This is a genomic window from Pseudomonas sp. G11, from assembly GCF_029457515.1.
In the GTDB taxonomy this organism is placed as follows: Bacteria; Pseudomonadota; Gammaproteobacteria; order Pseudomonadales; family Pseudomonadaceae; genus Aquipseudomonas; species Aquipseudomonas gorinensis.
Genome location: NZ_CP120377.1, coordinates 5,389,006 through 5,413,510 on the forward strand (window position 1 = coordinate 5,389,006; position 24,505 = coordinate 5,413,510).

At 60.1% G+C, this 24,505-nt stretch carries 20 protein-coding genes; 3 read left to right on the forward strand and 17 right to left on the reverse strand.

Translation table 11 applies throughout. The annotated features are described in order from the left end of the window. Positions 1-13: 13 nt before the first annotated feature. The 4 genes from P2T68_RS24620 to P2T68_RS24635 all read right to left on the reverse strand — a co-directional run bounded on the left by P2T68_RS24620 (position 14) and on the right by P2T68_RS24635 (position 4,596). The gene (locus tag P2T68_RS24620; protein WP_014338803.1) at positions 14-1,315 is read right to left on the reverse strand and encodes an MFS transporter; all 1,302 of its coding nucleotides are present in this window, start codon (positions 1,313-1,315) and stop codon (positions 14-16) included. Positions 1,316-1,360: 45 nt separating this feature from the next. Next, positions 1,361-2,149: an SDR family oxidoreductase gene (locus P2T68_RS24625; RefSeq protein ID WP_014338802.1), complete on the reverse strand. Its 789-nt coding sequence runs from the start codon at positions 2,147-2,149 to the stop codon at positions 1,361-1,363. A gap of 87 nt (positions 2,150-2,236) precedes the next feature. Further along, on the reverse strand, positions 2,237-3,268 hold the full coding sequence (locus P2T68_RS24630; protein WP_014338801.1) for a hypothetical protein: 1,032 nt from the start codon (positions 3,266-3,268) through the stop codon (positions 2,237-2,239). A 50-nt stretch (positions 3,269-3,318) separates the two neighbouring features. Beyond that, a complete protein-coding gene (locus P2T68_RS24635; RefSeq protein WP_014338800.1) occupies positions 3,319-4,596 on the reverse strand; it encodes a cytochrome P450 in 1,278 nt (425 codons plus the stop codon). A gap of 182 nt (positions 4,597-4,778) precedes the next feature. Here P2T68_RS24635 and P2T68_RS24640 point away from each other — a divergent pair, with 182 nt between their 5' ends. After that, entirely contained in the window at positions 4,779-5,444 is a 666-nt protein-coding gene (locus P2T68_RS24640) for a TetR/AcrR family transcriptional regulator (protein WP_014338799.1), read from the forward strand. 179 nt (positions 5,445-5,623) lie between these two features. Here the strand turns inward: P2T68_RS24640 and P2T68_RS24645 are convergent, their stop codons facing one another. The 8 genes from P2T68_RS24645 to P2T68_RS24680 form a co-directional block, all read right to left on the reverse strand. Beyond that, on the reverse strand, positions 5,624-7,228 hold the full coding sequence (locus tag P2T68_RS24645; protein ID WP_014338798.1) for an NAD(P)/FAD-dependent oxidoreductase: 1,605 nt from the start codon (positions 7,226-7,228) through the stop codon (positions 5,624-5,626). A 90-nt stretch (positions 7,229-7,318) separates the two neighbouring features. Beyond that, positions 7,319-8,140, reverse strand: coding sequence for an SDR family oxidoreductase (locus P2T68_RS24650; RefSeq protein WP_014338797.1), 822 nt, complete (start codon positions 8,138-8,140; stop codon positions 7,319-7,321). Positions 8,141-8,172: 32 nt separating this feature from the next. Beyond that, entirely contained in the window at positions 8,173-8,991 is an 819-nt protein-coding gene (locus P2T68_RS24655; RefSeq protein WP_014338796.1) for an enoyl-CoA hydratase/isomerase family protein, read from the reverse strand. Continuing rightward, positions 8,988-9,959, reverse strand: a complete 972-nt coding sequence (locus P2T68_RS24660) for a lactoylglutathione lyase (protein ID WP_277378425.1) — start codon at positions 9,957-9,959, stop codon at positions 8,988-8,990. The genes P2T68_RS24655 and P2T68_RS24660 overlap by 4 nt, the downstream gene beginning before the upstream one ends. 47 nt (positions 9,960-10,006) lie before the next feature. Continuing rightward, a complete protein-coding gene (locus tag P2T68_RS24665) occupies positions 10,007-12,538 on the reverse strand; it encodes an MMPL family transporter (RefSeq protein ID WP_014338794.1) in 2,532 nt (843 codons plus the stop codon). A gap of 35 nt (positions 12,539-12,573) precedes the next feature. After that, positions 12,574-13,704 carry a YCF48-related protein gene (locus tag P2T68_RS24670; RefSeq protein ID WP_014338793.1) on the reverse strand — a complete coding sequence of 377 codons (1,131 nt, stop codon included), beginning with the start codon at positions 13,702-13,704 and terminating at the stop codon, positions 12,574-12,576. Positions 13,705-13,799: 95 nt separating this feature from the next. Continuing rightward, on the reverse strand, positions 13,800-15,161 hold the full coding sequence (locus P2T68_RS24675; protein WP_034114512.1) for a DUF1329 domain-containing protein: 1,362 nt from the start codon (positions 15,159-15,161) through the stop codon (positions 13,800-13,802). A gap of 30 nt (positions 15,162-15,191) precedes the next feature. Beyond that, entirely contained in the window at positions 15,192-16,853 is a 1,662-nt protein-coding gene (locus P2T68_RS24680; RefSeq protein WP_014338791.1) for a DUF1302 family protein, read from the reverse strand. Positions 16,854-17,274: 421 nt separating this feature from the next. Between P2T68_RS24680 and P2T68_RS24685 the strand changes: the two genes are divergently transcribed. After that, on the forward strand, positions 17,275-18,120 hold the full coding sequence (locus P2T68_RS24685; RefSeq protein WP_014338790.1) for an SDR family oxidoreductase: 846 nt from the start codon (positions 17,275-17,277) through the stop codon (positions 18,118-18,120). Between the two features lie 44 nt (positions 18,121-18,164). Here P2T68_RS24685 and P2T68_RS24690 read toward each other — a convergent pair whose 3' ends face one another. Together P2T68_RS24690 and P2T68_RS24695 are read right to left on the reverse strand one after the other, a co-directional pair. Next, positions 18,165-19,202: an amidohydrolase family protein gene (locus P2T68_RS24690; RefSeq protein WP_014338789.1), complete on the reverse strand. Its 1,038-nt coding sequence runs from the start codon at positions 19,200-19,202 to the stop codon at positions 18,165-18,167. Positions 19,203-19,367: 165 nt separating this feature from the next. Next, a complete protein-coding gene (locus P2T68_RS24695; RefSeq protein WP_277378426.1) occupies positions 19,368-20,279 on the reverse strand; it encodes a LysR family transcriptional regulator in 912 nt (303 codons plus the stop codon). A gap of 141 nt (positions 20,280-20,420) precedes the next feature. Here P2T68_RS24695 and P2T68_RS24700 point away from each other — a divergent pair, with 141 nt between their 5' ends. Continuing rightward, complete coding sequence (locus tag P2T68_RS24700; protein ID WP_034114517.1) at positions 20,421-21,326, forward strand: AraC family transcriptional regulator; 906 nt, start codon at positions 20,421-20,423, stop codon at positions 21,324-21,326. 40 nt (positions 21,327-21,366) lie between these two features. On the opposite strand, the gene P2T68_RS24705 is transcribed toward P2T68_RS24700, so the two are convergent. From P2T68_RS24705 to P2T68_RS24715, 3 genes are all read right to left on the reverse strand, one after another. After that, positions 21,367-22,293 carry a zinc-binding dehydrogenase gene (locus P2T68_RS24705; RefSeq protein ID WP_014338786.1) on the reverse strand — a complete coding sequence of 309 codons (927 nt, stop codon included), beginning with the start codon at positions 22,291-22,293 and terminating at the stop codon, positions 21,367-21,369. 93 nt (positions 22,294-22,386) lie between these two features. After that, positions 22,387-23,634 (reverse strand): MFS transporter, encoded by a 1,248-nt coding sequence (locus P2T68_RS24710; RefSeq protein ID WP_102617437.1) that lies wholly within the window; start codon positions 23,632-23,634, stop codon positions 22,387-22,389. 10 nt (positions 23,635-23,644) lie between these two features. Beyond that, positions 23,645-24,466, reverse strand: coding sequence for an SDR family NAD(P)-dependent oxidoreductase (locus P2T68_RS24715; RefSeq protein ID WP_034114521.1), 822 nt, complete (start codon positions 24,464-24,466; stop codon positions 23,645-23,647). Positions 24,467-24,505 lie beyond the last annotated feature (39 nt).

Consider the following 24,505-nt stretch of genomic DNA (forward strand, 5'->3'; position numbering starts at 1 on the left):
TCCTCAGGTGGGGTCAGGCGTGTTGTCCTTGCTGCGGGTTTTGTTGACGGGCCAGGAATGCCGGCTCCATCTTCAACCACAACAGAATGATCGGACCGATGATGGCGCAACAGAAACAGCACACCAGCACCGCCGAATAACTGCCGTACACGTCATAAAGATGACCGAACAGCATGGGCACCAGCCCGGAGACGATGGTAATCAGGCACAGGTGCAAACCAAAGATTCGCGCGTAGTCCTTCAGGCCGAAATAGCGGGCCATCAGGAAGGCCGCCAGATCGAATTCAGCCCCGGCACTGGCGCCAATGCACAGGGTGGCAAGGACCAGCAACGAGGTGTTCTGCGCCCCGCCCAAGAGGAAGATCGCACAACCCAGCGCCGGTAGCGCCAGGCTCACGGCCGCGACCACCGAAGGTGAATAGCGATCCAGCAGATAGCCCACCAACAAACGTCCGCCGATGATGGAAATACCAAAGCTGCTGAAAATCTGACTGGCCTGCTGGGGGCTCAAGCCCTTGCTTTGCAGCATCGGCACGAGGTTGGTGACCATGCCGACGGTCAACGACACCGACAATATCAACGCGACGTTGAAGCCCCAGTACATCCCTGAGCGCAAGGCTTGTCTGAACGACATGCCAGTCAGTTGCGCAAGCGCTTTCTGAGGCGTGGCATCAGCACTGGCGAGCGGTGCCGGCATGCGTAACCACATCAATGACAAAGGCAGGGTAAACAGCATCGGCATCGCCGCCAACGCAATGAACCCGGCCTGCCAGCCGTAGGCGGCAATCAACCGCGACAACAGCGGCGGCAGAATCATCGCCATCAAGCCGGTGCCACACAGGATCACGGCCAGCGCCAACCCACGATTACGCTCGAACCACAGGTTGACCAGTTGTGTCCAGGTAATCGCAATGGTGCCGGCGCAGATGATCGGCATGATGAAGAATGCCAGGTACAACCAGCCAATCGAGCCCTGGATCCGGGTGATGGCCAGGTAACCGACGATCTGCAGCACCATCGAAACAATCGCCACTCGGCGCAATCCGTAACGGCGATACAACCCACCCACCAACTGCGTGGAAATCGCCACACCAGCAAACAGAAAGGTGATCGAGGCCTGCAAGTCGCCACGACTCCAGCCGAACGCCTGCTCCAGCGGAATCACCAGGGTGCCGAAGGAATACAGCAACGCAGCGGAAATGCTCGTGCAGATGCCAAACAACCCCAGCAGGACAATGTGCCAGCCACGCTTGAACTCGGAGAAATCATTGCCGGCGTGGGCCGAGGTGGTGCTGTTGCGTGTATTTGTAGTCATGACCTGACTCCCAGCGCGGCCCGCCATTGCGGACGCGCGACATGATTAGTGGCCCTTGAGGATTTCTTCGACTTTGGGCAGCGCGACCATGGTGGCGCCTCCATCCACCAGCAGCGAGGTGCCAGTGATGTAGGAGGCCTCGTTGGAGGTCAGAAACAGTACGGCATTGGCAATGTCGGCGGACTCACCCAAACGCCCCACGGGAAAATGTGCCGCGAGTTTATGCGGCAGTTCATTGCCCAGGGTTTCCAGCATATGGTCAGTGCCGATCAGCCCGGGCTCGACAACATTGACCAGAATATTCATGGCGCCGAACTCCACCGCCAAGCCACGAGCGAAGGCGTTCATAAAGGCTTTGCTGGAGCTATAGGCAATCAGTCGAGGCGTATATTTGCGGTTGGCTTCGCCGGAGGAGATGAATATCAACCGGCCTTTATCGACCGCCCGGGACAGGTAAAAGGCGCTGTCCTTGGCCAGCCAGAACAACGACTGGATGTTGCTGCGCACGATGTGATCGAAGGTGTCATCGGCCATGTCGGCGATCAATCCGTGGCTCGTATCGGCCGCGCAATGCACCACGATATCCAGGCCGCCAAAACGCTCCACGCCACCTTCCACCATCGACTTGATCGCCTCGCGGTCGGCGATGTCGCCACCGACCAGACAGGCCTCACCGCCCAGGGCCTTGATCTGGCTGATCGTTTCTTCGCCGTATCGAGCGGTGCGTGCCGATACGACCACCTTGGCGCCCTCGCGGGCATAGGCCAGGGCAATGGCACGGCCCATGCCTCGACCGGCACCGGTGACCAGCACGACTTTGTCACGGAATTTCATTGCGGTTCCTCATTGTTGTTATTAGAAGAGGCTTTTGACGCAGCGCGCGCGCCGGGTAACCCATCGCAACCCGGCGCACCCGACCGACTACAGGTCCTTGCCTGGAACGTTACGGGCCGAGCCGTTACGTCGGTCCGATTCGCCCCAGCCCAGCCAGTGCGAAGGCTCACGGGTATCGCCCACCCGACGCCAGCGTCCTTCCTGCTGCGCCGTGATCGGGAAGCCACCGACGAAGTCGATCATCTCCCCCTTCTCGTCGGGCAGGAACTCCCACTCTTCCTGGCCTTCCAGGACAATTTTGGCCGACTTCAGGAAGTAACTGCCGTCCTTGTGCACGGTTTGCCCTTCGATATCGGTGGTGACCCGTACCTCGCCCTTTTCATTGTTGAAAATGGCGTAGCCCAAGTGGTCGTGACCGACCATGAAGGAACCGGTGTCCCAGCTGCCGTCTTTGTAAACGGTGACAAAGGACCACCAGATCACGTGCTTGTTGTTGTTCACCACCAGGTCTTTCTTGAAGTGAATAGCGCCGCCTTCGGCCATGTAGAACTGGTCCAGCGCCATGGCACCTTTCACCGCCCGCCCCTCGCAGACACCGGCGATGTCCCACAACTGCGAAACGTAGAAGGTGCCCCAGTCCACACCCGGCAAGTACCACTGCAGTCCCGGGCCGAGCAGACGCCCTTCCAGGTGAAACAGGCCTTCTTCCTTCCAGGTCAGGCGCTCGCTGCTGGCCGTGATTTCCCAACCATTACCGGGCTCACCCGGTTGGCTGGCCCAGCGTGCGACATCGCCTTCCAGGCTGTGCACGGGCAACGGCGTCAGGGCCTGCCGGGCCATTTTTTCGTGGTCCATGCGCAGGTTGACGTTGTCGACGTGGTTGTTCAGGTAGAAGAACTTGGTCGGGTTCGGGGTGCCATTGGGCGCCATCAGCGAACGCACGAATGAATAGATGTTGCCTTGTTCATCGCGCACCGACCCGAACGGGGAACTCTTGCTCAGGTGCAGCCCGAAGAAACCGCGTTCGGCGGACATCGAAGCCCCCGTGACCTTGTGCGGCCCGACCAGTTGTTGAAAGCCAAAATCACCGCGTTCCGGAATGGTCTTGAACGTTCTCATAATGCCCTCTGTTGTTTTTGTTGAGGCCTGGAGATGGCTCTTAGGCGTGGTTAGTCCCAGATCACCGGAAGCTTGGACACGCCGCGCAGTTGCGCCCCGCCGATCTGCGGGACAGGCTCGCTCGGGTCGAGGCGCAAATTGGGGAATAGATCGAGGATCGCGTTGACCGCGCAGCTGATTTCCACCTTGGCTACGAATTGACCGATGCACATGTGCGGGCCAAAGCCAAAACCAAAGGAGGGTTTTGGCTTGCGATCGATGTCGAATACATCGGGGTTTTCAAAAGCGTCTTCGTCGCGGTTGGCGGACACCACCATGCACTGGACAAACGAACCCTTGGGAATCTTCACGCCGTGAAACTCCACTTCTTTGGCGGTTTCACGCACCTTGAAGGTGGCGACCGGCTCGAAGCGGGTGGTTTCGTCCATCAGTTTACCGATCAGCGAGCGGTCGGCCTTGACGCGCTCCAGCAGGCCGGGCGTGGTCAGTAGCAAGGTCATCACCGAGCCGAACATGCGCGTGGTGGTTTCGCCAGCGGCCGGCAACAACGAGCGGGTGAAGGTGATCACTTCATGGTCATCCAGCGTGCGCCCTTCGTATTCGGCACGCAGCAAACGCCCGATCACATCATCGCCCTGGCTACCCTCGGCACGGCGTTGCACCACGACCTCGGCCAGCGCGTCGTACAGCCCTTTGACGGCGATGCCGGCCTGGCGGCGCGCTTCAGCCATTTTGCTCGGGTCAATCTGGTTGCCGCCGACAATGGCCAAGGCCCAGGCGGCGTATTGCTTGTACTTGGAGGGGTCATCCGAAGGGAAGCCCATCAAGGCGTACATGATGCGAATCGGCAGTTCGAGGCCGAACTTCATCAAGTCGGCCTTCTTCGCTGGCAGCATCGGCCGGATGTATTCTTCGCGAATCACTTGATCGATCTGCGGGCGCCATTTGTTCACGGTCTCCGGCATGAATGCCGGTTGCAGCAAGGCGCGGACCTTGCGGTGTTCGTCACCGTCCATGGCAAGAATGATCAGGCCATCGAAGAACGCGCCCAGACCTTCGGCAATGAATCCACTGGTGTAGGTCGCACCGTCGCGCAGGACGGTCATCACATCCTGGTACTTGAACAAGGCGAAGGTCGGGCGAGTGCCCTGCTGGGTCCCGGCATTGGTCGGAACGCCGAACTGGGTGATGAAGTCGCCTTCATAGATGGGCGATTTCAGCCGTTGCTCGCGGCACACCGCGTGAATATCCAGGTCGGTGCCGCGGTACATTTGCGATACGGCAGAATAAGCGGTTGCCAGGTCCAGTGCCGCGCTGTCGTTGTTCATCAGGGTCTCCCGTCTTGTTTTTATGGCTCTTGCACACCAAGATTGCCCGGCTGCTAACCTATGGTATGCGCTTGCATCCATACCGGTGGCCGGCTTCGTTTGACTTAGGGTCAAACGAAGGCCCACGGGAAAATGCTTCAAAGTATCAATAGCCTGCCCCATGCAGGCATGAGGAGTACGAGGTGGCGGTGAAGGCAGGAGAAGGTGGCGAACAGGGCAAGCGCAATACGATGAATCGCCTGCTCGCTGCTGCGCGCATGGAGTTCGCCAAAAAGGGCCTGGCCGGTGCGCGAGTGGAAGAAATTGCCCGGGATGCGGGCGTCACCAAGCAGTTGGTCTACCACTACTACAAGTCCAAGGAAGGGCTGTTTGTAGCGGTACTGGATGAGTCTTCGGACAACATCATGTCCGAGCTGGTCAACCTCAATGTCGAAGCGCTTCCACCACCGGAAGCGATGCGCGTCGTGCTCAACCATTTCTTCGATCAGTACCGCCTGGACCCCTTCCTTGGCAGCCTGGCGCTGGAGGGCATCCGCTACCACGATACCCACGAAACACCCCGTAACCATTTCCTGGAAATGGCGCCGAAACTGATCGCCAAACTCGACGCGATTCTGCTGCGCGGCGCTGCCAATGGTGATTTCCGTGGGGGTATCAACCCGCGCCTTTTGCTGGCCAGTGCATCTTTGGTGACCACTGGCTGGTTCACCAACCGCTATTCGATGTCGGCACTCGCCGGGTTGGACACCGACTCGGCCCAAGGCATGGCCATCTGGCGTCAGTACTCGGCGGACTTTGTCCTGGCGAGTATTTCACTGGGGGCAGAAAAGAACGCCGACAGCGTTTAAGGCTGTCGGCGCGTTTTCGCGAGCAGGCTCGCTCCCACAGGTTTACCCGCGTTACCTGAACATGATCTCTTTGTGGGAGCGAGCCTGCTCGCGAAGGGGCAAGCACTTGCACCATCATCGCCGCCTGACACACCACCTTCGCGAGCAGGCTCGCTCCCACAGGTTTATCTGTCGACGGTTCAGTTGCCTTTTTTACTCAGGTACTTGCTCACCCGCCTGGCCGCCAGCCGGCCGGCCATGCCATTGACTCCGCCGCCCGGGTGAATGCCGGCACTGCCCAAATACAATCCCGCCACCGGCAAGGTATCGCCTCCCAAGCCGTATGCCGGGCGCATGGTACTCGAGCGCATCGAGGTGGTGTCGATATGCACCACGCAGCCATTCACGGTGTTCAGGCGTTCGGTAAAGTCCGGGGCGGCCTCGATGCGTCGGCCAATCACTTGCCCTTCGATACCCTCGATATAGTCGTACAACTGTTCCTGCACCTGGTCGGCCACTCGCTCACGCAACGCGTCCCAGCCTTCGTTGGGGTTCACCGGCATCACGGGCGGGTAGATGTACAACACATCCTGGCCGGCTGGCGCCTGGGAGGGATCCGCGGCGCTTGGTGCGGCCACGGTGATATAGGGCAATTTGGGGACCTCGCCACGGGCGCAGGCGGCGAAGTTTTCCAGCACGGCCTCTTCGGTGCCGATCAACATCACGGTCTTGCGCAGATCCACACCGTCGCCGCGCGCGGCAGCGAAACGTGGCAGGGAAATCTGCCCACGCAAGGCGACATCCACTTTGAGCGGTCCCGAGCCCTTGCCGTTGGCCGGCGCCATGGCGATGCGGGTCAGCAGGTGTTGCGGGATCTCGCCGCGGGTGACCATGTCCAGCGCTGGCTTGGGATGACAACCGGCAATGACTGCACGGGCCGTGAACTCGCGACCGTCGGCCAGCTTCACGCCTTTGACCTGACCTTGCCTGGCGACGATTTCACTGACGCTGGCCGATACCAGCACCTGGCCGCCCAACTCTTCCAATCGAGCCTGCATGGCATTGCTCAACTGCTGCATACCCCCCATCACCCGGCCCACGCCAAAACGATGGAGGAAACCGAGCAAGGCGTAATAGATGCCACCGCCATCGGCGCTGATATCGCCCGCCAGGCCGGTGAGTGCGCACATCGCAGAAAGGGTCACCGGATGCTCGAAGCGCTCACGGGCCGCCTGCAACGCAGAGCCCGTCATCAGCGCCATCAGCTCGGGTTTCAAGGCTTTGTGCTTAAGCGCGGTGCCGAGCATTTTCAGCTTCACGCCCAGGTTGGTTTTCGCCGGGTCGACCCGCATCATCGGCAGCGCGATATCGAGGAACATGTCGATGACCTTCATGAACTGAAGAAACGCCTCGGCGTCCTTGCTGCTGAAGCGGCGTATCTCGGCAGCGGTTTTCTCACGGTCACGCCAGAAAATCAGCGACTGCCCATCCGGGTGGAGGTAGACATACCCCGGCGCGAGCTCCACCGATTTGAAGCCGTGGCGCTCCAGTCCCAATTCCAGCGGCACATGGGAATGCACACGCATCGACATCATGTCCAAGGCACAGGGGTGTACCAGATGCTGCGGCGCTTCGGGTATCAGGTAGCCAGACGAGGCCATCCCGCCAACCTTGTCCAACGCCTCAAGGACCAACACTTTTTTGCCTTCCATGCCCAAGTAACAGCCCGCTGACAGGCCGTTGGTACCCCCACCGACCACGATTACATCGAAATCAGTGTTTCTCTCAATTTGGTTCTGGTTCATTTCAGGCTTCCAATGTCGAAATACAAGCACGGCGGCTGTAGCGGCGAAGATCAGCCTCGGCGCACTGCGTAGAGGGCGCCGAGGCAAGCGTTACATGCCGGTGCGGCCCATCTGCGCAAAGAGCGCGCGCATCGCCACCAGGGATGGCGTGTGGCTGCTGAAACCACCGTCGGCGACCAGTGTGGTGCCGGTGACAAAGGCGGATTCATCACTGGCCAGGAATGCCACGACATCGGCGATCTGCCGGGGTGTGCCCAGCTCGGCGGTGCAGTGGTTGTCGCGCAGAATGTCGAGCACCGGTTCAGGCATGGCGTGCTCCGAAGGCGCCAGGCCGATCTGCACGGCGTTACCACGAATACCTTGCTTGCCGTACTGCGAAGCCACCATGCGCGGCAGCATCATCAGCCCCGCCTTGGAGGTGGCGTAGCCGGTCAGGGACATATCGCCCTGCATGCCCAGGCCTGAAGTGGCAAAGATAATCGAGCCCTTGCCGTTCTCCAGCATGACCGGGATCACATGCTTGGTGCACAGCACCGCGCCCCGCAAGTTGACGGCGATGGCGCGATCCCAGGCCTGCATATCGAGGTTGACGAAGTCACGGTCCAACTGACGTTGCTCGGCATTCAGGATCGCCGCGTTGTTGTGCAGGATGTCGACACGGCCAAAACGCTGTTTCACCTGGGCGACCATCGCCCGCACGTCGTCTTCCGAGGACACGTCCGTAGCGATCGCCAAGGCTTGATGACCCGCAGCCAGCAGCGACTCGGCAACGGCCGTCGCGCCCTCGAAGTTGATATCGACCACTGCGATACTTGCACCATGCGACGCCAGTACCCGGGCGCACTCAGCGCCCAGGCCGCCACCGGAACCGGTAATAATGGCCACTCGCCCTGCCAGTTTTCCTGTGCTCATGTCCTGTTCCTTATTGTTTTTTGGGTGACGCTTTACTCGCCGGTAAAGCGCGGTTCGCGCCGCTCGCTGAACGCCTGGGCCGCTTCGCGGGCATCCTTGGTCGGGGCCAGCAAGGCGAACAGATCGAGCTCCAAGTCCAGGCCGCGCTTGAGATCCATGTCCAGCGCCGCCCGGGCCGCCTGTTTGACAAAGGCCGACGCGGTGGGTGGTTTGCTGGCGATGCGCTGAGCAAAGGCCCGTACTTCGTCCAGCAGGCTGGCGTTGTCACTGGCCAGGCGGCTGACCAGGCCAATGCGCTGCGCGTGTTCGGCACCCACCCGGTCACCGGTAAGCAACATGTCCAATGCCTGACCCGGCGCCACCACACGGGAAAGTCGTTGCGTGCCGCCGCCACCGGGAATCAGGCCCAGGCCGGTTTCCGGCAGGGCGAACACGGCATCGGGCGCGGCGAAACGGATGTCACACGCCAATACCAGCTCCAGCCCACCGCCCATGCAGTAGCCATGGATGGCGGCAATCACGGGTTTGCCGATGCCATCCAGCGCTTCGATCCAGCGCACCTTTTCCATGCGCTGGCGCACTTGCAGGCTCGACTCCGGACCGCGACGTTCCTTGATATCGGCGCCCGCACAAAAGCCTCGCTCGCCTTCCCCGCGAATCACGATCACACGAATTTCCGGGTCTTGTTGCAACAACGCCAATGCTTGCGGCACGCCCTGGCGAATGTCGTCGTTGATGGCGTTGATCTGCCGGGGCCGGGTCAGTACCACCCAGCCCACCATGGCCTCCCGCTCCAGGCGCACGGCATCGTTGATCAGCACGCAAGACGGCTGGTTCTGCGCCGGGCTCATGCAGAGCACTCCTCGAACTCGAAGACTTGGCCATCGAGTTCCTGCGGATCGACCTTGATCAACGCACGGCCACCCACGGCCGCCGAGGATTCGATCCACTGGAACCGAGTGCCGCGCGCTCGCAAGTCCTCGGCTTTGGCGGCCAGGTCGTTGACACCGATGCGGATGTAGTACGGACCCGGGCCCCAATTATTGACGTAGTGGCCGGCGTCGGTGTTCCAGTAGGTAGCCTCGAGCACATCGAGGGTGGCGCTGTTGGGCACTGTGAAGCCCATCCGCGCACGGCGGTAACCTTCACTACCGATGGTCTCTACCGGGCCGCTCGGCTCCCAGTCGAGGTTGGTCGATACCTTGCGCAGGGTTTCATCGAGGTCGCGTATCAGGAAGCCACGGGCGGTGACGCGCACCATGTCGCCGGGCTTGAGATCGCGCGGTTGCATCGGTGGCAGCTGGTAGGTTTCCGGCGGCATCTGCAAAGGCTCGGTCGGCATGATTTCAATGCACAAGCCGCCGTCCACGGAGGGTTGGTAATACGGTTGCTCGGGGGTCGCCCCCAGCCATAGGCGATCGAACGGCATTTCCGGGGTGTGCTGCGCCATGCGGAATGGCAAGCGACGACGCATCAGTTTGTCCACCAGCGCGTCGAACTTGTCCCCATGCAGCGCCAGCACGATGGAGTGGGTAAGCATGGGCCGGTGGTGGCCCTGGAAATCCTTGAGGCTTTCCAGGAAATCATGAAACAGCGGGTCACCGGGGTTCGGCCGATCCAGGTGCCACTGCGGTTCGATGCGCGTCGGCGACACCGCCAGGGATTTGTGTACCCGCAGAAAATGCGCGATGTACGGGTGATTATCGAACGCCTGGCGCCAGCGCTCGTGTTTGTAGATCCCGAGCTTGTCGACCAACATTTGCGTCATGCCGTCCGGGTCTGGAACCATCATGTCGGCACTCATCAATAACTCGAACATCTTTATCTCCTTGCAATTGCCAGCCAGGGCCTGGGCCCGGCCATTAGTCAGCGGGCACGCCGGGGTAAGGCGAGCTCAGTCAATGAGTGTGTTGGTGCACTGGTCGCGGCCTTACGCGGTTCCTGCTGCGCGCGGGCGTCTTCAAGGTCAAGCGTCACTCCGGCCTTGGAGTTGCCCTTGGGGTTGAGCAGGTAATGTGACAGGGCCGGGATCAACACCAGCGCACCGAGCATGTTCCACAGGAACATGAAGGTCAGCAGAATGCCCATGTCCGCCTGGAACTTGATCGGCGACCAGGCCCAGGTAATCACCCCCGCGGCCATGGTCAGGCCCACCAGGGCGACGACACGGCCAGTGAAATCCAGCGAGCGGCGATAAGCGACAGCCAGGCTGCCACCTCGCGCCTGCACCGCCAGTTGCACGCTCAGCAGGTACAACGCGTAATCGACACCGACCCCGACACCCACGGCGATGACCGGCAAGGTGGCCACTTTCAGGCCGATGCCCAACCAGACCATTAGCGCCTTGCAGATGATCGTGGTCATCAGCAGCGGAATCAGCGCCACCAGCGTTGCACGCCAACTGCGGAACGTCAGCAGGCAGAGCAAGGCCGTGGCGCCATACACAGCCAGGTACATCGTGATGATGCCCTTCTCAACCTCGATGTTGGTGGCGGCCTCGATGCCGGCGTTACCCGCGGCCAGCAGGAATTCCACCGGCTGCTCGGCGCCGGCGGCGGTGTTGTTTTCCTTGGCGAACGCCTCGGAGACCTTCAATACCCGGCTCAGGGTATCGGCCTTGTGGTCTGCCAGGTAGGCAATCAATGGCGTCACCGAGCATTGCTGGTTGGTGATGCCGGGGGCGGAAATCATCGCCGCGTCCACCGCCGAGTTGGTGATCGCCTGGTCACGGCTGATGCTCAACCATTTCGGGCTGCCTTCGGCCATGCCGGAGCTGATCATCCGCACGGTTTCGGCCAGCGATTGGGTGGTTTGCACGCCCGGCGTCTGGCGCAGGCGCCAGGCCAGTTTGTCCATGCTTTGCAGCGACTGGTACAGACGGCAGCTGTCTTCGTTGGTCTTCATGATGACCACGAACTGGTCACTGGAAAGTCCGTAATGGCTGGTGATGTAGGCGTTGTCACGGTTATAGCGTGAGTCCGCGCGCAACTCGGGTGCACCGGGGTCCAGGTCGCCCACCTTGAGATGCATCATCACCACGCTGCCCAGCAGGGTCACCAACAGCGACAAGGCAATGACTGCCGTGGCCGCCGGCCGTTCGGTGAAGCGGTCGAGACCACGCCAGATATGCCCAAGCAAACCTCGGCTGGCTTCATCGGCCTGGTCTTTGGCGATGGCGATACGCGCGGCTTTTTCACTCACACCCAGGTATGACAGCGCCACCGGAATCAGCAGCAGCTTGGTGAAAATCAACACCGCCACACCGATGCTGGTGGTCAGGGCCAGGTCGCGGATCACCGGGATATCAATGATCACCAGCACGGCAAAACCGACGATATTGGTCAGTAGCGCGGTAAGGCCGGTGAGGAACAAACGGCGGAAGGTGTATCGCGCGGCCACATACTTATGAGTGCCCCGGCCAATATCCTGGAGGATGCCGTTCATCTTCTGCGTGCCATGGGAAATGCCGATGGCAAAAATCAGGAACGGCACCAGAATCGAATACGGATCCAGCTCGTAGCCGAGGATCTGCATCAAACCCAACAGCCACACCACACCGGCCACCGCCACGCTCACCAGCAACAGGGTGCTGCGCAGGCAGCGGGTATAGCAGTAGACGAACAGGCCGGCGATCACCACCGAGGTGCCAAAGAACAGCATCACCGAATACAGGCCGTCGATCAGGTCACCGACCAGCTTGCTGAAACCGACAATGTGAATGCCCACCTTGTCGCTTTCCAGCGAGCGAATCTGTGCTTCCAGTTGCTTGGAAAAATCACCGTAGTCCAGGGGTTTCCCGGTCTGCGGATGAGTATCGAGCAGTGGCGCGACAATCATGCTCGACCGGCCGTCGTTGGCCACCAGGTTGCCGATAATGCCGGCGCGCATGATGTTGCGGCGCAGCGCCTTTATCGACTTGTCGCTGCCGTCGTAATCGGCTGGCATCACCGCACCGCCATCGATGCCCTCCTCCGTCACTTCTTTCCAGCGAACGATGGGCATCCACAGCGACTTCATCCAGGAACGGTCGATACCCGGAATCAGGTACAGGGTGTCGTTGACCTTCTGCAGGGCCAGCAAGTAGTCAGCGTCGTAGATGTCACCGGTCTTGTTTTCCACCACCACGCGAATGCTGTTGCCCAGGCCTGGTAACTGGTTTTTATAGGCCAGGTAATTCTTGATGTACGGGCTGGAGCTGGGAATCATTTTCTCGAAGCTGGCATTCACCTGCAGCTGGGTAGCAAAGAAGCCCAGCACGACCGTGGCGAGCAAGCAGGCAACGATGACGACCATGCGATGACGGAAAATGACCCGTTCAAACCAGCCACCGGAGTGCTTGTCAAAGTCCTCCAGGTTGGCAATCACTGGCATCCCGCTGTTGAATTTTTGCTCGACCATTTTTTCTTTCTCGTAGGGGAATCGTGCCGGCGGCGTTAGTTGGCCGGGGCGATATCGATGACCTTCGCGCCGCTGAAGCGCGTGACGACCAGGCTCCCAGCCTGTTTGGTGGCGGTGGCTGCATACACCTCGCCTACCCGCGCATCGGTCAACGGGCTGACCTGCAAACTCTGCCGATCGACACTGACCAATTGCCCCCCCTGGCTTACGACGATCAAGGCGTTGCCCTGCTCGACGATACTGACCAGGCTGCTATTGAGCCGGGTCTCCACGGGCTGCCACTGCTGGCCGTCATCACGGCTGGCCAACAGATTGCCGCGCAGTCCGTAAGCCAGCAGTAGATGATCGAAGGCACGAACGCCAAAGTAGGTACCGGTATAGGGCGTATCGATTTTCACGAAACGCTGTTGCTGACCGTCCAGGCGCAACAACAGGCCCTGTTCACCCGCGATATAAAAAGCGCCAGCGTGCTGCGCCAGGCCATACAGGTGCATGCGTCGATCGTTGTCGCTGCGCTCGATCCATGGTTCCCAGCTCTGGCCGTTATCAGCGCTGTGCAACAACATGCCGAAGGCCCCCACGACAAACCCGCTGCCGTGTTCATTGAACATCACATCCAGAAACGGTGCGGCCAACACGTCCGGCGTCGCCGAAGTGCTGGCGGCCATGGCAACCTCCCTGAGCACCAGGGCTGCGGCTTCATCGCCTTTTTCGGCCCGCGGGCCGTAGTAGGCGTTGAGCAACGTCAACAGGCGGCGCCCGTCAAGTTGCACCTGCCAGCTGTCGCCGCCATCGGTGGTGCGCATGACCAAGGCATCGTGACCGACGACCCAGCCATTGCGCTCATCGCGAAAGCGTACTTGCACCAGATCGCTGGAAACCGGGCTGTCGACCTGCCGCCAGGTCCGGCCGTCATCGGTGGAACGCTGGATCAGCCCGTGCAGACCGACGCCGATCATCGCGTTGCCAGCCCTGGCGACCGACAGCAAGGGTGCGGGCAGACGTTCATCCACCCGCTGCGCCGGCACGTCCAGCGAGTCGGCGGAGGACGCGACCGCGCTATAGGCAGGCGTCGTCACCCACGGACTCGCACCGACGATCAGCGCGACAGCCAGCAGCAGGCGCGTCGTGGAGCGGAAAAAAGAAGCAGGGCAAGGGCCAGTCATTATTTTTATTCCTTAACCATCCCACGTGGCGAACCCACCCGCTCTGCCTGCCAGGCTTGATGCGCAAACCGGCACGCAGAACAGGCGAGATCACGTCAGCGCTGAGTCACCCGGGCCACAATGGCTTCAGGGTTCATGTCACGCTCGGAAAGTGGTTTGTCGACGAATTTGTAGCCGCCCTTCAAACCATCGTTGAGCAACGCATACATGCCTTTGTTGAAGTCATAAACGACGTTCTTCACGTTGTAGGGGATGTTCTTGTCGTAGAGCTGGACACCGCTGAGGAAGATCGAGCGATACAAGGCGCCGCTCTTGTCCCAGGCGTCATACAGGCCTACGCCGAAGGTATCTTCATCCAGATAGTAGGTGCGCTTGCTGTAGACGTGACGCATGCCCGGCTTCAACGTCGCCTCGACGACCCAGACCCGATGCAGTTCCCAACGCTCGTTCGCCGGATTGGCGTGGTGCGGCATGAACTGATCTTCCTGCTTGCCAACGCCGAAATAGAACTTGTAGGCGTTGTAAGGGATGTACATCTCCTTGCGGCCGACCAGTTTGTAGTCGAACCGGTCCTGGCTGCCGGAGAACATTTGCAGCTCGTCGAACAGCGTCACACCGCCCTGGCTGGCGACCGGCGTGTCGAAGGCGAATTCCGGCGCCAGTTTTACCCGGCGCTGGCCTGGGGAATAACTGAACGAACGACGCGCCTTGGCCAACGGATCGAGGAAGTCGGTCAGTACCACCACTTCACCAGAACGTCGCGCCGGATAGTCATTGCGCGAGAACACCCGGGCATACATCAATGGGTCGCGATCCTGCTGAGTCACCTGGTAATAAGGGGTTTCCTCGAAGGTCGCCTGTTCAGCGGTCTTGGTAATCGAGCCGTTCGCATCGACTACCCAGCTATTGGAAGAAGACGTGGTCGAGTAGCCGGTGCCGATCTTGTAACGCACCTGCTGGTTCCACATCACTTCGTTGCCGGTTTTCGGAATCGGGAACGGCAAGCCGCCACGGCAGGCCGGATCGACTGCCAACCCGTCCTTTTGGATCTGACAGCTGGTGGCGTTGCGCATGGTGGCGTCAAGTACCGCCTGAGGATAGGCCGCCGTACGGTGGCTTGGGTAAACGTCGATGTAGTAGGTCGGGTATTTCTTGATCAGGGCCTTTTGCCCTTCACTGAGCTTGTCCCCGTACTGGTCAACGTTTTTGGCATCAATGCGAAACAGTGGTTTCTCGTCCTTGAACGGGTCGACCCAGAACCCGCTATCCGCTACGAAGCCGGCCGGTGCCTTGGTCAAGCCGCCATCATAGGCAGGAATCGTACCTTCGGCGTTACCTGCCTTGATCGCCCCGAACGGGGTAAGGCTTTTGCCCAGTTCCGAGGCGTCACCGCCTGCCGCCAGGGTGTAGGTCGCCATGCTCATCAGGGCAATGGATAGGGCAAGTTGTCGTTTCATGAACACATTCTCCGATTCTTGTTGTATTTGTCAGAAGGAGGTCTTGAAGGTAAACGCCAGCCAGCCGCGGTCGGTGCCGCCCACGGGCCCGTTACCCGCCACGGTCCCGTTCGCCAGGTGCTTGGGTTGAGCCCGGGTGTCGGCATAGCGCAACCCGAACTCATAGAGTTGCGCGTAAGTTGCCTTCAGCCCGATCGAATAGGACAGCGCTCCCTCGTTCCCACCACCGGCAGTCGGTGCGTTGCCATGCAGACCGTAGTTGACGGTCAATGGAACATCCAGATCCCAGGACGGAAAGATGGAAATGTACTGTGGCGTATAGTTGACGGCGACGGCGTAGTAGTTCTTCGACGAACAGCCATCGGCTTCGCTGCCCGAATCAGGAATGCCGGGAGTCCTGGCATTGGTACAGGCCGCCGTACCGACGCCCTTGTACAGTTCTTCGTGTTCGGTCACCCGTTGCAAATGACTGTAGGCGAACTCACCGACCAGCGTGGCGTTGTCCGAAATGAAGTTACGCGGTACGCCGTAGACAGCGTTGGCGATGAAGTGGATCGTATCGCCGCGAGGGCCTTCATCATCCAGGGCACTGACACCGGTGGCATTCAACGCGCCGCCCATGCGATAGGACAACTCGGTCCCTACCGCCACGGTGTTGAAGACCCGGGCAAAACTGACACCAGCGAGTTTCACGCCGCGTGGGTAGACCACCCGATAGGAGCCCGATGCCGCTTTGACCTGCGGTGCCAGCCAAGGCTGGTAGTCATCGAACTGACGATAGTAGGCGCCAAAGGTCGATTCGATTTCTTCGACGTTGAGCTTACCCATCACGCCCCAGTTCTTGCCGTCACGCCCGAAGCGCGAATCCTGACGCTGCAACGTTGCCCCATTGGCAGCCACCGGCAATTGGTCCGGACCTTCGAACAGAGGGTCGGCGCCACCGAAATAGGTGCCGCCGAATGGAATCCGGGTCGGTTCCCATTCATAGAAGTACTGAGCGGCAAGGGAGAGTCGGTCGGTGACCTGCGCTTTGGCCGACACTTGTCCGACGGGCAGGAACACTTCCTTGGTTTCGATACCTGGGCTGGTTGACGCCTTCACGCCATCGCTCGGGGCTTGCGAGTAAGACACGGAGTGGGCGCCGAAGAGCAGGCCCTCGCCCCAATAGTTGGTATGGCGACCGACTTTCACGTTGACTGGCGTGTCGCCGATGTTGAAGTTGCGCCAGACGAACGCATCGAGGATCTCGCCCGACGGTCCGTTCATGTAGCGATCCACTTCATCGCTGTACTTATTGTTGTGATAGCTGGTCGCGTAGCCGGGAATGTTACTGGTCACCGAGTCGTCGTGATAAGCCTGGTCAAACCAGGCGGCGGCACTGAGTCGCCCTCCCCATTCGTTGAGGTAGGAAAGGTCGAACTCACTCAACAGATCGAGGCGATTTGTCACGATATCGCCTTTATCGAACTTGCCGTCCGACTCGTCGTAGTTCGGCGTGTTCATGATGTGGCTGTCTTGACTGTCGGTGCGCATCCCGAGGTTGTAACGGACCGTATTGTCCCAACGCACACGGTAGTCCGGGTTCGACATGTCGAACGAGGCCGCCATCGAAACCTGTGCGCCGCCAACCATCAACAGTGTCAGCGCACCTTGAGTCAGCACCCGCCGACCCTGTTTGGTCTTCTCTTTCATACACACTACCTTTTATTTTTATTTTCAGTCGTTTAGTGCGTTCAAACAGTCCTTCCAACAATCTGCGAAACCTCACAGGATCGTTGCAAGTCCCGCCTGGACAGTCCGCTCACGGAGGCCTGGCACGCTCCAGGACCGCTTCCCTCCTCAGCTGAAGTTACCGTAACGGATAAGAACCAAAAATTCCACATAAAGATTTCAATTCTATATACAGAATTATCGATCGACTTCCTTGGGATACCGATTTCAGCCACAGGCGATGCCAGGAATAATACTGCACACAAAATCTATAAACGTTCAAATAGTCTTTGACGCTTTTCCTCTTTCAGCTTTCAATAGCTCCGGAAAACCCAGTGAATTTGGGATGTTCCCCAGCAAAAAACGGCCATCGCAGCGGCAGATAAAAACAAGAGGAGCCACCATGAACATTGATTTGAGTGCCAAACGCGTGATCATCACGGGCGCTTCGCGGGGCATTGGCCTGGCCATTGCCCGGGCTTTCGCGGCCGAAGGCGCACGGGTAGCGATTTGTGCCCGCAGCGAGACTGCCGTCCACGAAGCCGCAAAGGAGCTCTCGCAACACGCCCAAGCGGTCATTGCCCGGGCTGTCGACGTGACCGACAGCGAGGGGGTCAAAGCATTCGTGGCTGAAGTTGCACAGGCCTGGGGCGGTGTCGATGTGCTGGTGAACAACGCCGGTCAAGGGCGTGGCGGCAATCTAGAGACCCTGACGCCGGAAGCCATCCTCGAACATGCCAACATTCTGCAGATGGGGCATTTCCGGTTCGTTCAGGCCGTGGTGCCGTTCATGCGTGAACAGCGCTGGGGGCGGATCATTGAGATCAATGCCCTGGCCGGCGCGATTCCGACGCCCGACGGAATTCCCTCGGTGATCAACCGCGCCTCGTGCATCGCCCTCTCCCGCTCCTTGGGCATGTCCCTGCCCAAGGACAATATCCTGGTCAACAGCCTGAACATGGGCTGGATCGATACCGGTCAGTGGGATCGCCACTACAAGGAAATGGGCCCGGGCGTCAGTCGCGAGGAATTCGACGCCATGGTGATGAAAGTCGTACCGCTCGGGCGTTACGGCAAACCTGAAGACGTGGCCGGCATGGCGCTGTTCCTGGCCAGTGAATATGCCAGCTTCATCAGCGCCGCCTCGATCGACATTGCCGGTGGCATGGGCGGACAGATTGCCTACTTCCCAACCCTCAAGCGCGATTTTGCCGCTGCCATCGCGGCGCGTAACGCTGCCAGCGAATAACACAGGCATGGCCGCCTGGCGGCCATGCCTGGCAGGCTATTCCATCACGGCGTCAATATCCGGTCAGTGCTGGCCGGCACCGTCAGCTTGAGCAGTTCAATCGCGTTACCACTGCGAATCCGCTCGCGGTCCTCAGTGGATAAGCCGATGCCTTCGGTCAGATCGCCATGGTCGTAGGCACCGCCGAAGTTGGTGCCGTACAACAGACGCTGCGCGCCCACCACTTCGGCGACACCACGACGCAAGCCCGGAGCATGAACGTCGAGATCGAAGTAAAAGTTCGGCAGGTAATCCATCAATGGCCGCTGGTTGCGCGAGTCCGGCGCCATGGCCCGGTTCAGTTCGCTCAGGCGCCCCAACTGGAACACCGCCATACCGCCGGCATGGGTGATGTAGGTTTTCAGGGTCGGAAACACATCCAGCGCGCCGCCGCAGATCAGGTACCAGAAAAACAGTGTTTCATCGACACAGTCGCCCACGATCGACGTCGTTTCGAATTTGTCTTGCGTATGTTTCTCGCCCCAATAGATCGACTGGTTGAAGCCGTGCACCATAATCGGCACATCCAGCTGGGTCAGCTTTTCCCAGACAGGAAACAAGCGCTCATCGTGAGCCTCCAAACCATTGAAATTAGCCCCACCCACGCAGACACCCTTGGCGCCTAGCTGAGTCACGGCGCGCTCGATCTCCTTGGCCGCGTTTTGCGGGTCCGCCAGGTTGGCATGGCACCAGAAATCGAAATGGTCGGGGTCGGCCCGGCAAAACGCGGATAATTCATCGTTGCAGATGCTTGCGTACTCATTGGCGAAGTCCCCCGCCCAGTACATGAAGCAGTGGGACGGCGTGGACATCACCAGTTTGTCGACACCCCGCTCGTCCATCAGCTTTCGACGGCTGGCGTGGGTCATGCGCGCCAGGAGATTGGCCTGCGCTTCGGCATCCGTAGCCGCTTTGGCCGGTTGTTTGGTACCGAGGGAAAAATGCCCCACGGTCAGCCCCTGGACCTTCATGAACGGCCCCCAGAACTCATGGCGGTTCAACATGCCCTCGGTCAGCAAGTGGGCGTGGACATCAATCAGCATGGCGTTCTCCTTGTTGTAATGAGCCAGCAGACCGAACGCCCCATTGGCAGGGGCTCCGGATCGATTTGAGGGTATAAATGCATCGCCAACTATATAGACACATTTTAATTAAGTGTTCATTTAATTATTGAGTGAACGACTAGAACAGCCACCTGCCGGTAGCGGCTACGAGGCGCAGGCCATGATCAGGAACTGCCGGAACGCCTGGGCCGGCGCCGACAACCGGTTATCCGGCAGCCAGATCAGCCCCAGTTCCATGGGTGGAATCACATCCACCAGCGGCCGGATCTCAATTTTCTTGCCTTCCAGTGACCAGGCCCGGTAGAGCATGTCCGAGAGAATGGTCACACCGAAGCCATGCGCCACCAACCCGCGCAACGCCTCCATGGAAGAGGAGCGAAAAGCTACCTTGGGGGCCAGCCCACGGGATTCCCAATAGCGCAAGGTCGACGCCTCTCCCTCATCCACCGTGGGGAGGATATAGGCATGCCCGGCGACGTCCTCGAGATTGATCGAGGTGGCAGCCATCAACGGGTGCTGGCTGGCCAACCAGAGTTGGCGGCGGGAACGGACCAGCACATGGTGAGCAAATCCGTCGAGGTTCGGTGTGTTGGAGACGATCGTCAGGCCGAGATCGAGGTCGCCATTGCCCAGGGCCTCCTCAATGCTCTGGCGGTTCATATCGATCAGGTCGATCTCGACCTGAGGGTAGCTACGCTTGAAGCGTGCCAGCAGCGCAGGCAGAAAGTAACCCAGCACCGTGTAGGAGGCGCCGATGCGCACGGTCCCCTGCATGGTGTGGCCGAGAAACAGCGGTTCACTGAGGGCATCCTGCAAGGTGTCGAGGATGTGCCGCGCATGCTGGGCAAACTTGTTGCCCTCAGCGGTCAGTGTCACGCCATGAGGTAAACGGTCGAACAGGCTGACGCCCATGGACTGCTCCAGGTGCAGCACCGCCGCAGTAATCGCCGACTGCGAGACATGCGCCTTGAGCGCCGCTTGGGAAAACTGGCCCGCGTCGGCGGCGGCAACGAAATAGCGCAGTTGACGCATGGAAATATCTTTGCCTTTCGTCATCGGATTTTCTGATACCTGTCACCTGAATATGTGAAACAGCTCGGCTCACGCGCTGGGTACACTCAAAGCCGGGTAACTCCCTGACGTATCGTTATCTTTCGAATTTCAGCGCCAATAATAAAAATGGCTGAAGGTTGAACCATGAACGCGATCCACTACAGCGAGTACGACTGCGAAGCGTCGGGTAATTTCCTGACTGAAGCTTCATTGGCCAGACAAGGCTTCGACATCCGGGTTGAACACGCGCAGTGGTCCAACACGGGCACCGCCTTGATCGAAACCGGCGACAGTTGCCTGTTACGCCTGATGCTGCCGACCAGTGCCCAGACCAAGCCTAACTTCGGCAGTTTCCCCAGCCACGGCGCGCATCGATTCCACCCCCTGGGTAATCTATTATTCATTCCCCGCGGCACCGAATTTCACCTGCGTCACGCGGCCAGCGAGCAAAAAGCGCTGGTCTGCCTGTTCGATCCCTCCTCCCTCGGCGTCCTGGGCAGCTATCGCTGGAATTGGCAAGACGGCGTCAGCGAAGCCATGCTCAACCTGCAAAGCGGTTACCTGCACGCCTCCCTGCAGCGTCTGGCCGAAGAGGTGGCCCACCCCGGTTTTGCCAGCGAACTGCAAACCGAGTGCCTGCTCACCAGCATCGCCCTGGACCTGCGTCGCGAGTTCATCGACGCGGACGACGATGCCGTCCACTCCTCGCACAGCGCGGAAAAACTCAGCCCTCGTCAACTCAACATTCTGCGCGAGCTGCTCGACAGCGCCAGCGATGAGGGCCGCTCCCTCGGCCACCTGGCGCAGGCCTGCCAACTGCCGCTGCGAACGCTGTCCAGTCGCTGCAAAAACACCACCGGCATGACCTTGCGTCAGTACGCCGCGCAAAGTCGCCTGCAAAAAGCCGTGGCGCTATTGGCCGACTCACGACTGCTGATCAAACAGGTTGCCTATCAGGCCGGCTTCAACAATGCCGCCGCCTTCAGTGCCGCATTCCGTAAAGAACTCGGTGTCACACCCGAGGAGTTTCGCCACCAGCGCCAGCGCTGACAGGCGCCCTGACAAGGACGCCCTTTTCGCGCTCATGGCTTCAGCGATGAATCTTGGCGGTGATTTTGGCGTGTGGCCCATTGACCTGCGCGGCCCAGGCTTCAGCCGCCTGGTCGAGGGTGTAATCAAGGTAATCCACCTGGATCTGCTGCTCTTTGGCGATCTTCAGCAGTCGGAGCCAGATCTGCTCACGGTCTGCGGGCGGGCGTTGACCCGTGCCAATGCACGACAAGTTGCGAAACAACAGATCGGCAATATCCAGATTGAGCTGGCGACCGGCTCCCGTGCCAATGGTCATGATCCGCGCCCCCCAATTGGTGGCTTTCAGGGAGGTCAACATGGGTTGACCGCACACGAGGTCAAGCACCACATCAAATCCGCCATCGGCCGCATCCTTCAGTGCAGCCACATCATCGCTGCCACCCAGCGTCACCACAGCGTCGGCCAGGCCCCGCGACTTCAAACGGCCCAGCGCTTCGCCCGACCGTGCAGCACCGACCACTTTGCCAGCCCCCATGCCACGCGCCAATTGCAGGGCAATCTGGCCGAGGGTGCCGGTGGCGCCCAGTATCAGGACCTTTTCACCTTTCTGGATCGCGGCTTTTTCCAGCGGCACGATGGCACCGGTAGCGGCGATGCCCATGCTGATCGCGGTTTTATCGTCGACGTCGTCCGGCACATTCCATACCTCGGCTTGCGGCACCAGGGTGCGCTCTGCCCAGGCACCAAACGGCAACACCGAGCGCTCGCCGAAATACACCCGGCGACCATCCGGTGCCCGGCCCACGCCTTCGCCGCGAATGACACAGGGGTATTCAACCCCGAGTCGGTACGCGCCGAGGACATCCCAGCCGCCCAGGCCGGCGGTATCGACATCGATCAGGACTGCGCCGTCTTGCGATTGCGGCTCACGAAACTCACCGACGACTGGCGGTGCATTGCGCTCGGAAATGATTGCGGCACGCATGGCATTCTCCTTGTCTGTTTTATTGTCAGGCTGCACCCGAGCAATAATTGAACATTTTTCTATTATCTGTCCATATTTACTTAAGCGCCGCGTTTAACTGCTCCTCAATGGCTCGACCTGATAACGCGGGTACCCACCCAGCGTCAGGAGTAGCAAGGGCCCGACGACAAAGCAGATGGAACTCAACAGCAGCATGGCCGAGTAGCCACCGGTGAGCTTGAACAACCCCGCGAACAGTAACGGTGAGATCGCGGCACCGGCGGTAATCAGGCCCAGGTGGGCACCAAACAAGCGGCCGTAGTCACGCATACCGAAATAGCGGGCGATCAGGAATGCCGCGATATCGAACTCGGCACCCGCCCCCACGCCCACCAGCAACGTGGCGAGGATGTACAGCGCAATACTGGAATCCCCATAGGCGAAAATGCCGCAGGCAAATGCCGGCATCAGCAGCGCCAAAGAGGCGACGCCGGGCGCCCACAACCGGTCAATCAGGTAGCCCACCAGCAGCCGGCCAAGAATCAGCGACACGCCAAAACTGCTGAAAACCTGGCTGGCCTGCAAGGCGCTCAGGCCTCTGTCCTGCAGCAACGGCACGATATTGGTGACCATGCCCACCACGCAGGAAACCACCAAGGTCATCGACAGGTTGCAAACCCAGAACCGCCATGAACGCAGCGCCTCCCGCAGTAACAGCCCTCCAGCTTGTCCGTTGGCGGCTGGGAGTTGTGTGGTGTTGTGGCTGACATTGGCCGTCGGTAATAACCACCGCAGTGCCAAGGGCAACGCCAGCAGCACCGGCAATACGCCCAGCGCCAGGAAACCGGCCTGCCAATTCCAGCGGCCGATCGCCCAGGCGGTAACCAGCGGCAGCATGATGGCGGCCAGCCCGGAGCCGCTGAGGATGATCGCCAGCGCCAGGCCACGGTTTTCCTCGAACCACAAGTTGACCAGGTGCGACCAGGTCACCTGCAATGTACCCAGCCCGGCTAGCGGCACCAGGAAAAACCCCAGGTAGAGGGTCCAGATCGAACCGTTGATACAGGTCAGGGTGAAGACACTCAGGGACAGCGCCAGCAGCGACAGCAACGTGACCCGGCGCAGGCCATATCGCAAGTTCAGCCAGCCCGCCAACTGCGACGCGACAATGGTGCCCAGCGACAGCGCGGTGATCGCTGCCTGCAACTCTGCCCTGCCCCAGCCCATGGCCTGTTCCAGAGGAATGACCATGGAACTGAAGCTGTACAGCAGCAACGAACTGGAACTGGTCGCGACGCCGATCAGGGCCAGGATCAGCACTTGCCACCCGCGTTTGAATTCTGCGTTATCAAAACCTTTCATGGGGGTGACCTCAGTCGTTGCCGATAAACACAGCCGCTTGCGCGCTCTTGCCCAGCACATGGGCACGACGTGCCGCACCGGGTGTATCCGCGCCCTGGGCGAGGATGTCTTCGGGATGGATCAGCGTCGGGCCATTGCCCAGTTCCTCAAGCGCCAGGAGCGCCAGGTCTTCAGCCTGGGGCAAGGTCATGGTCAGAGCGTCGGGAATGTTCAACTTGACCATGGCATCACGCATGGTCGGTGTGTCGACGGTGCCGATGAGCAGGTTGAGCACATCCACGCCACGGTCTTTCCACTCGGCCCATAACGACTCGCCGAGATTCAATGCGAACCCCTTGGTGGCGGCGTACATCGCCAGTTTGCGAATACCGCCCAATGCAGCCTGGGAACCCACCAGCAGCAATCCGCCCTGTCCGCGCGCCAGCATGGCGGCACCAAAGGCATGGCTGCATTGCATCACGGTCGAGCAATTGAGGCGCAGCAAGGCGCCCCAGTCCTCAACCGAGGTGTCGAGGAAGCGTGTGATGTAAGGGTCACCGCCAGCGTTGTAAATGAACAGACCGACTTGCCGTTCACCCACAGCCGCCATCAATTGCTCGCAGGCATTCGGATGAGCAAGGTCTTGGGTCACCACCAGCACATCGATGGCGTACCGTTGCTCCAATTCGCTTTTCAATTGCGCCAGCGCGTTACCACGGCGCGCCACCAGCACGCAGTTGAGGCCACGCTCGGCCAGTGAACGGGCGAACGCGGCGCCCAAGCCATGGGAGGCGCCGGCAATCACGGCCCATGGGCCATACCGATGCGCGAAGGCATTATTAGGAACAGGCATAGGGACTCCCAAAACGAGGGTCCGGTGACCGATCACCGG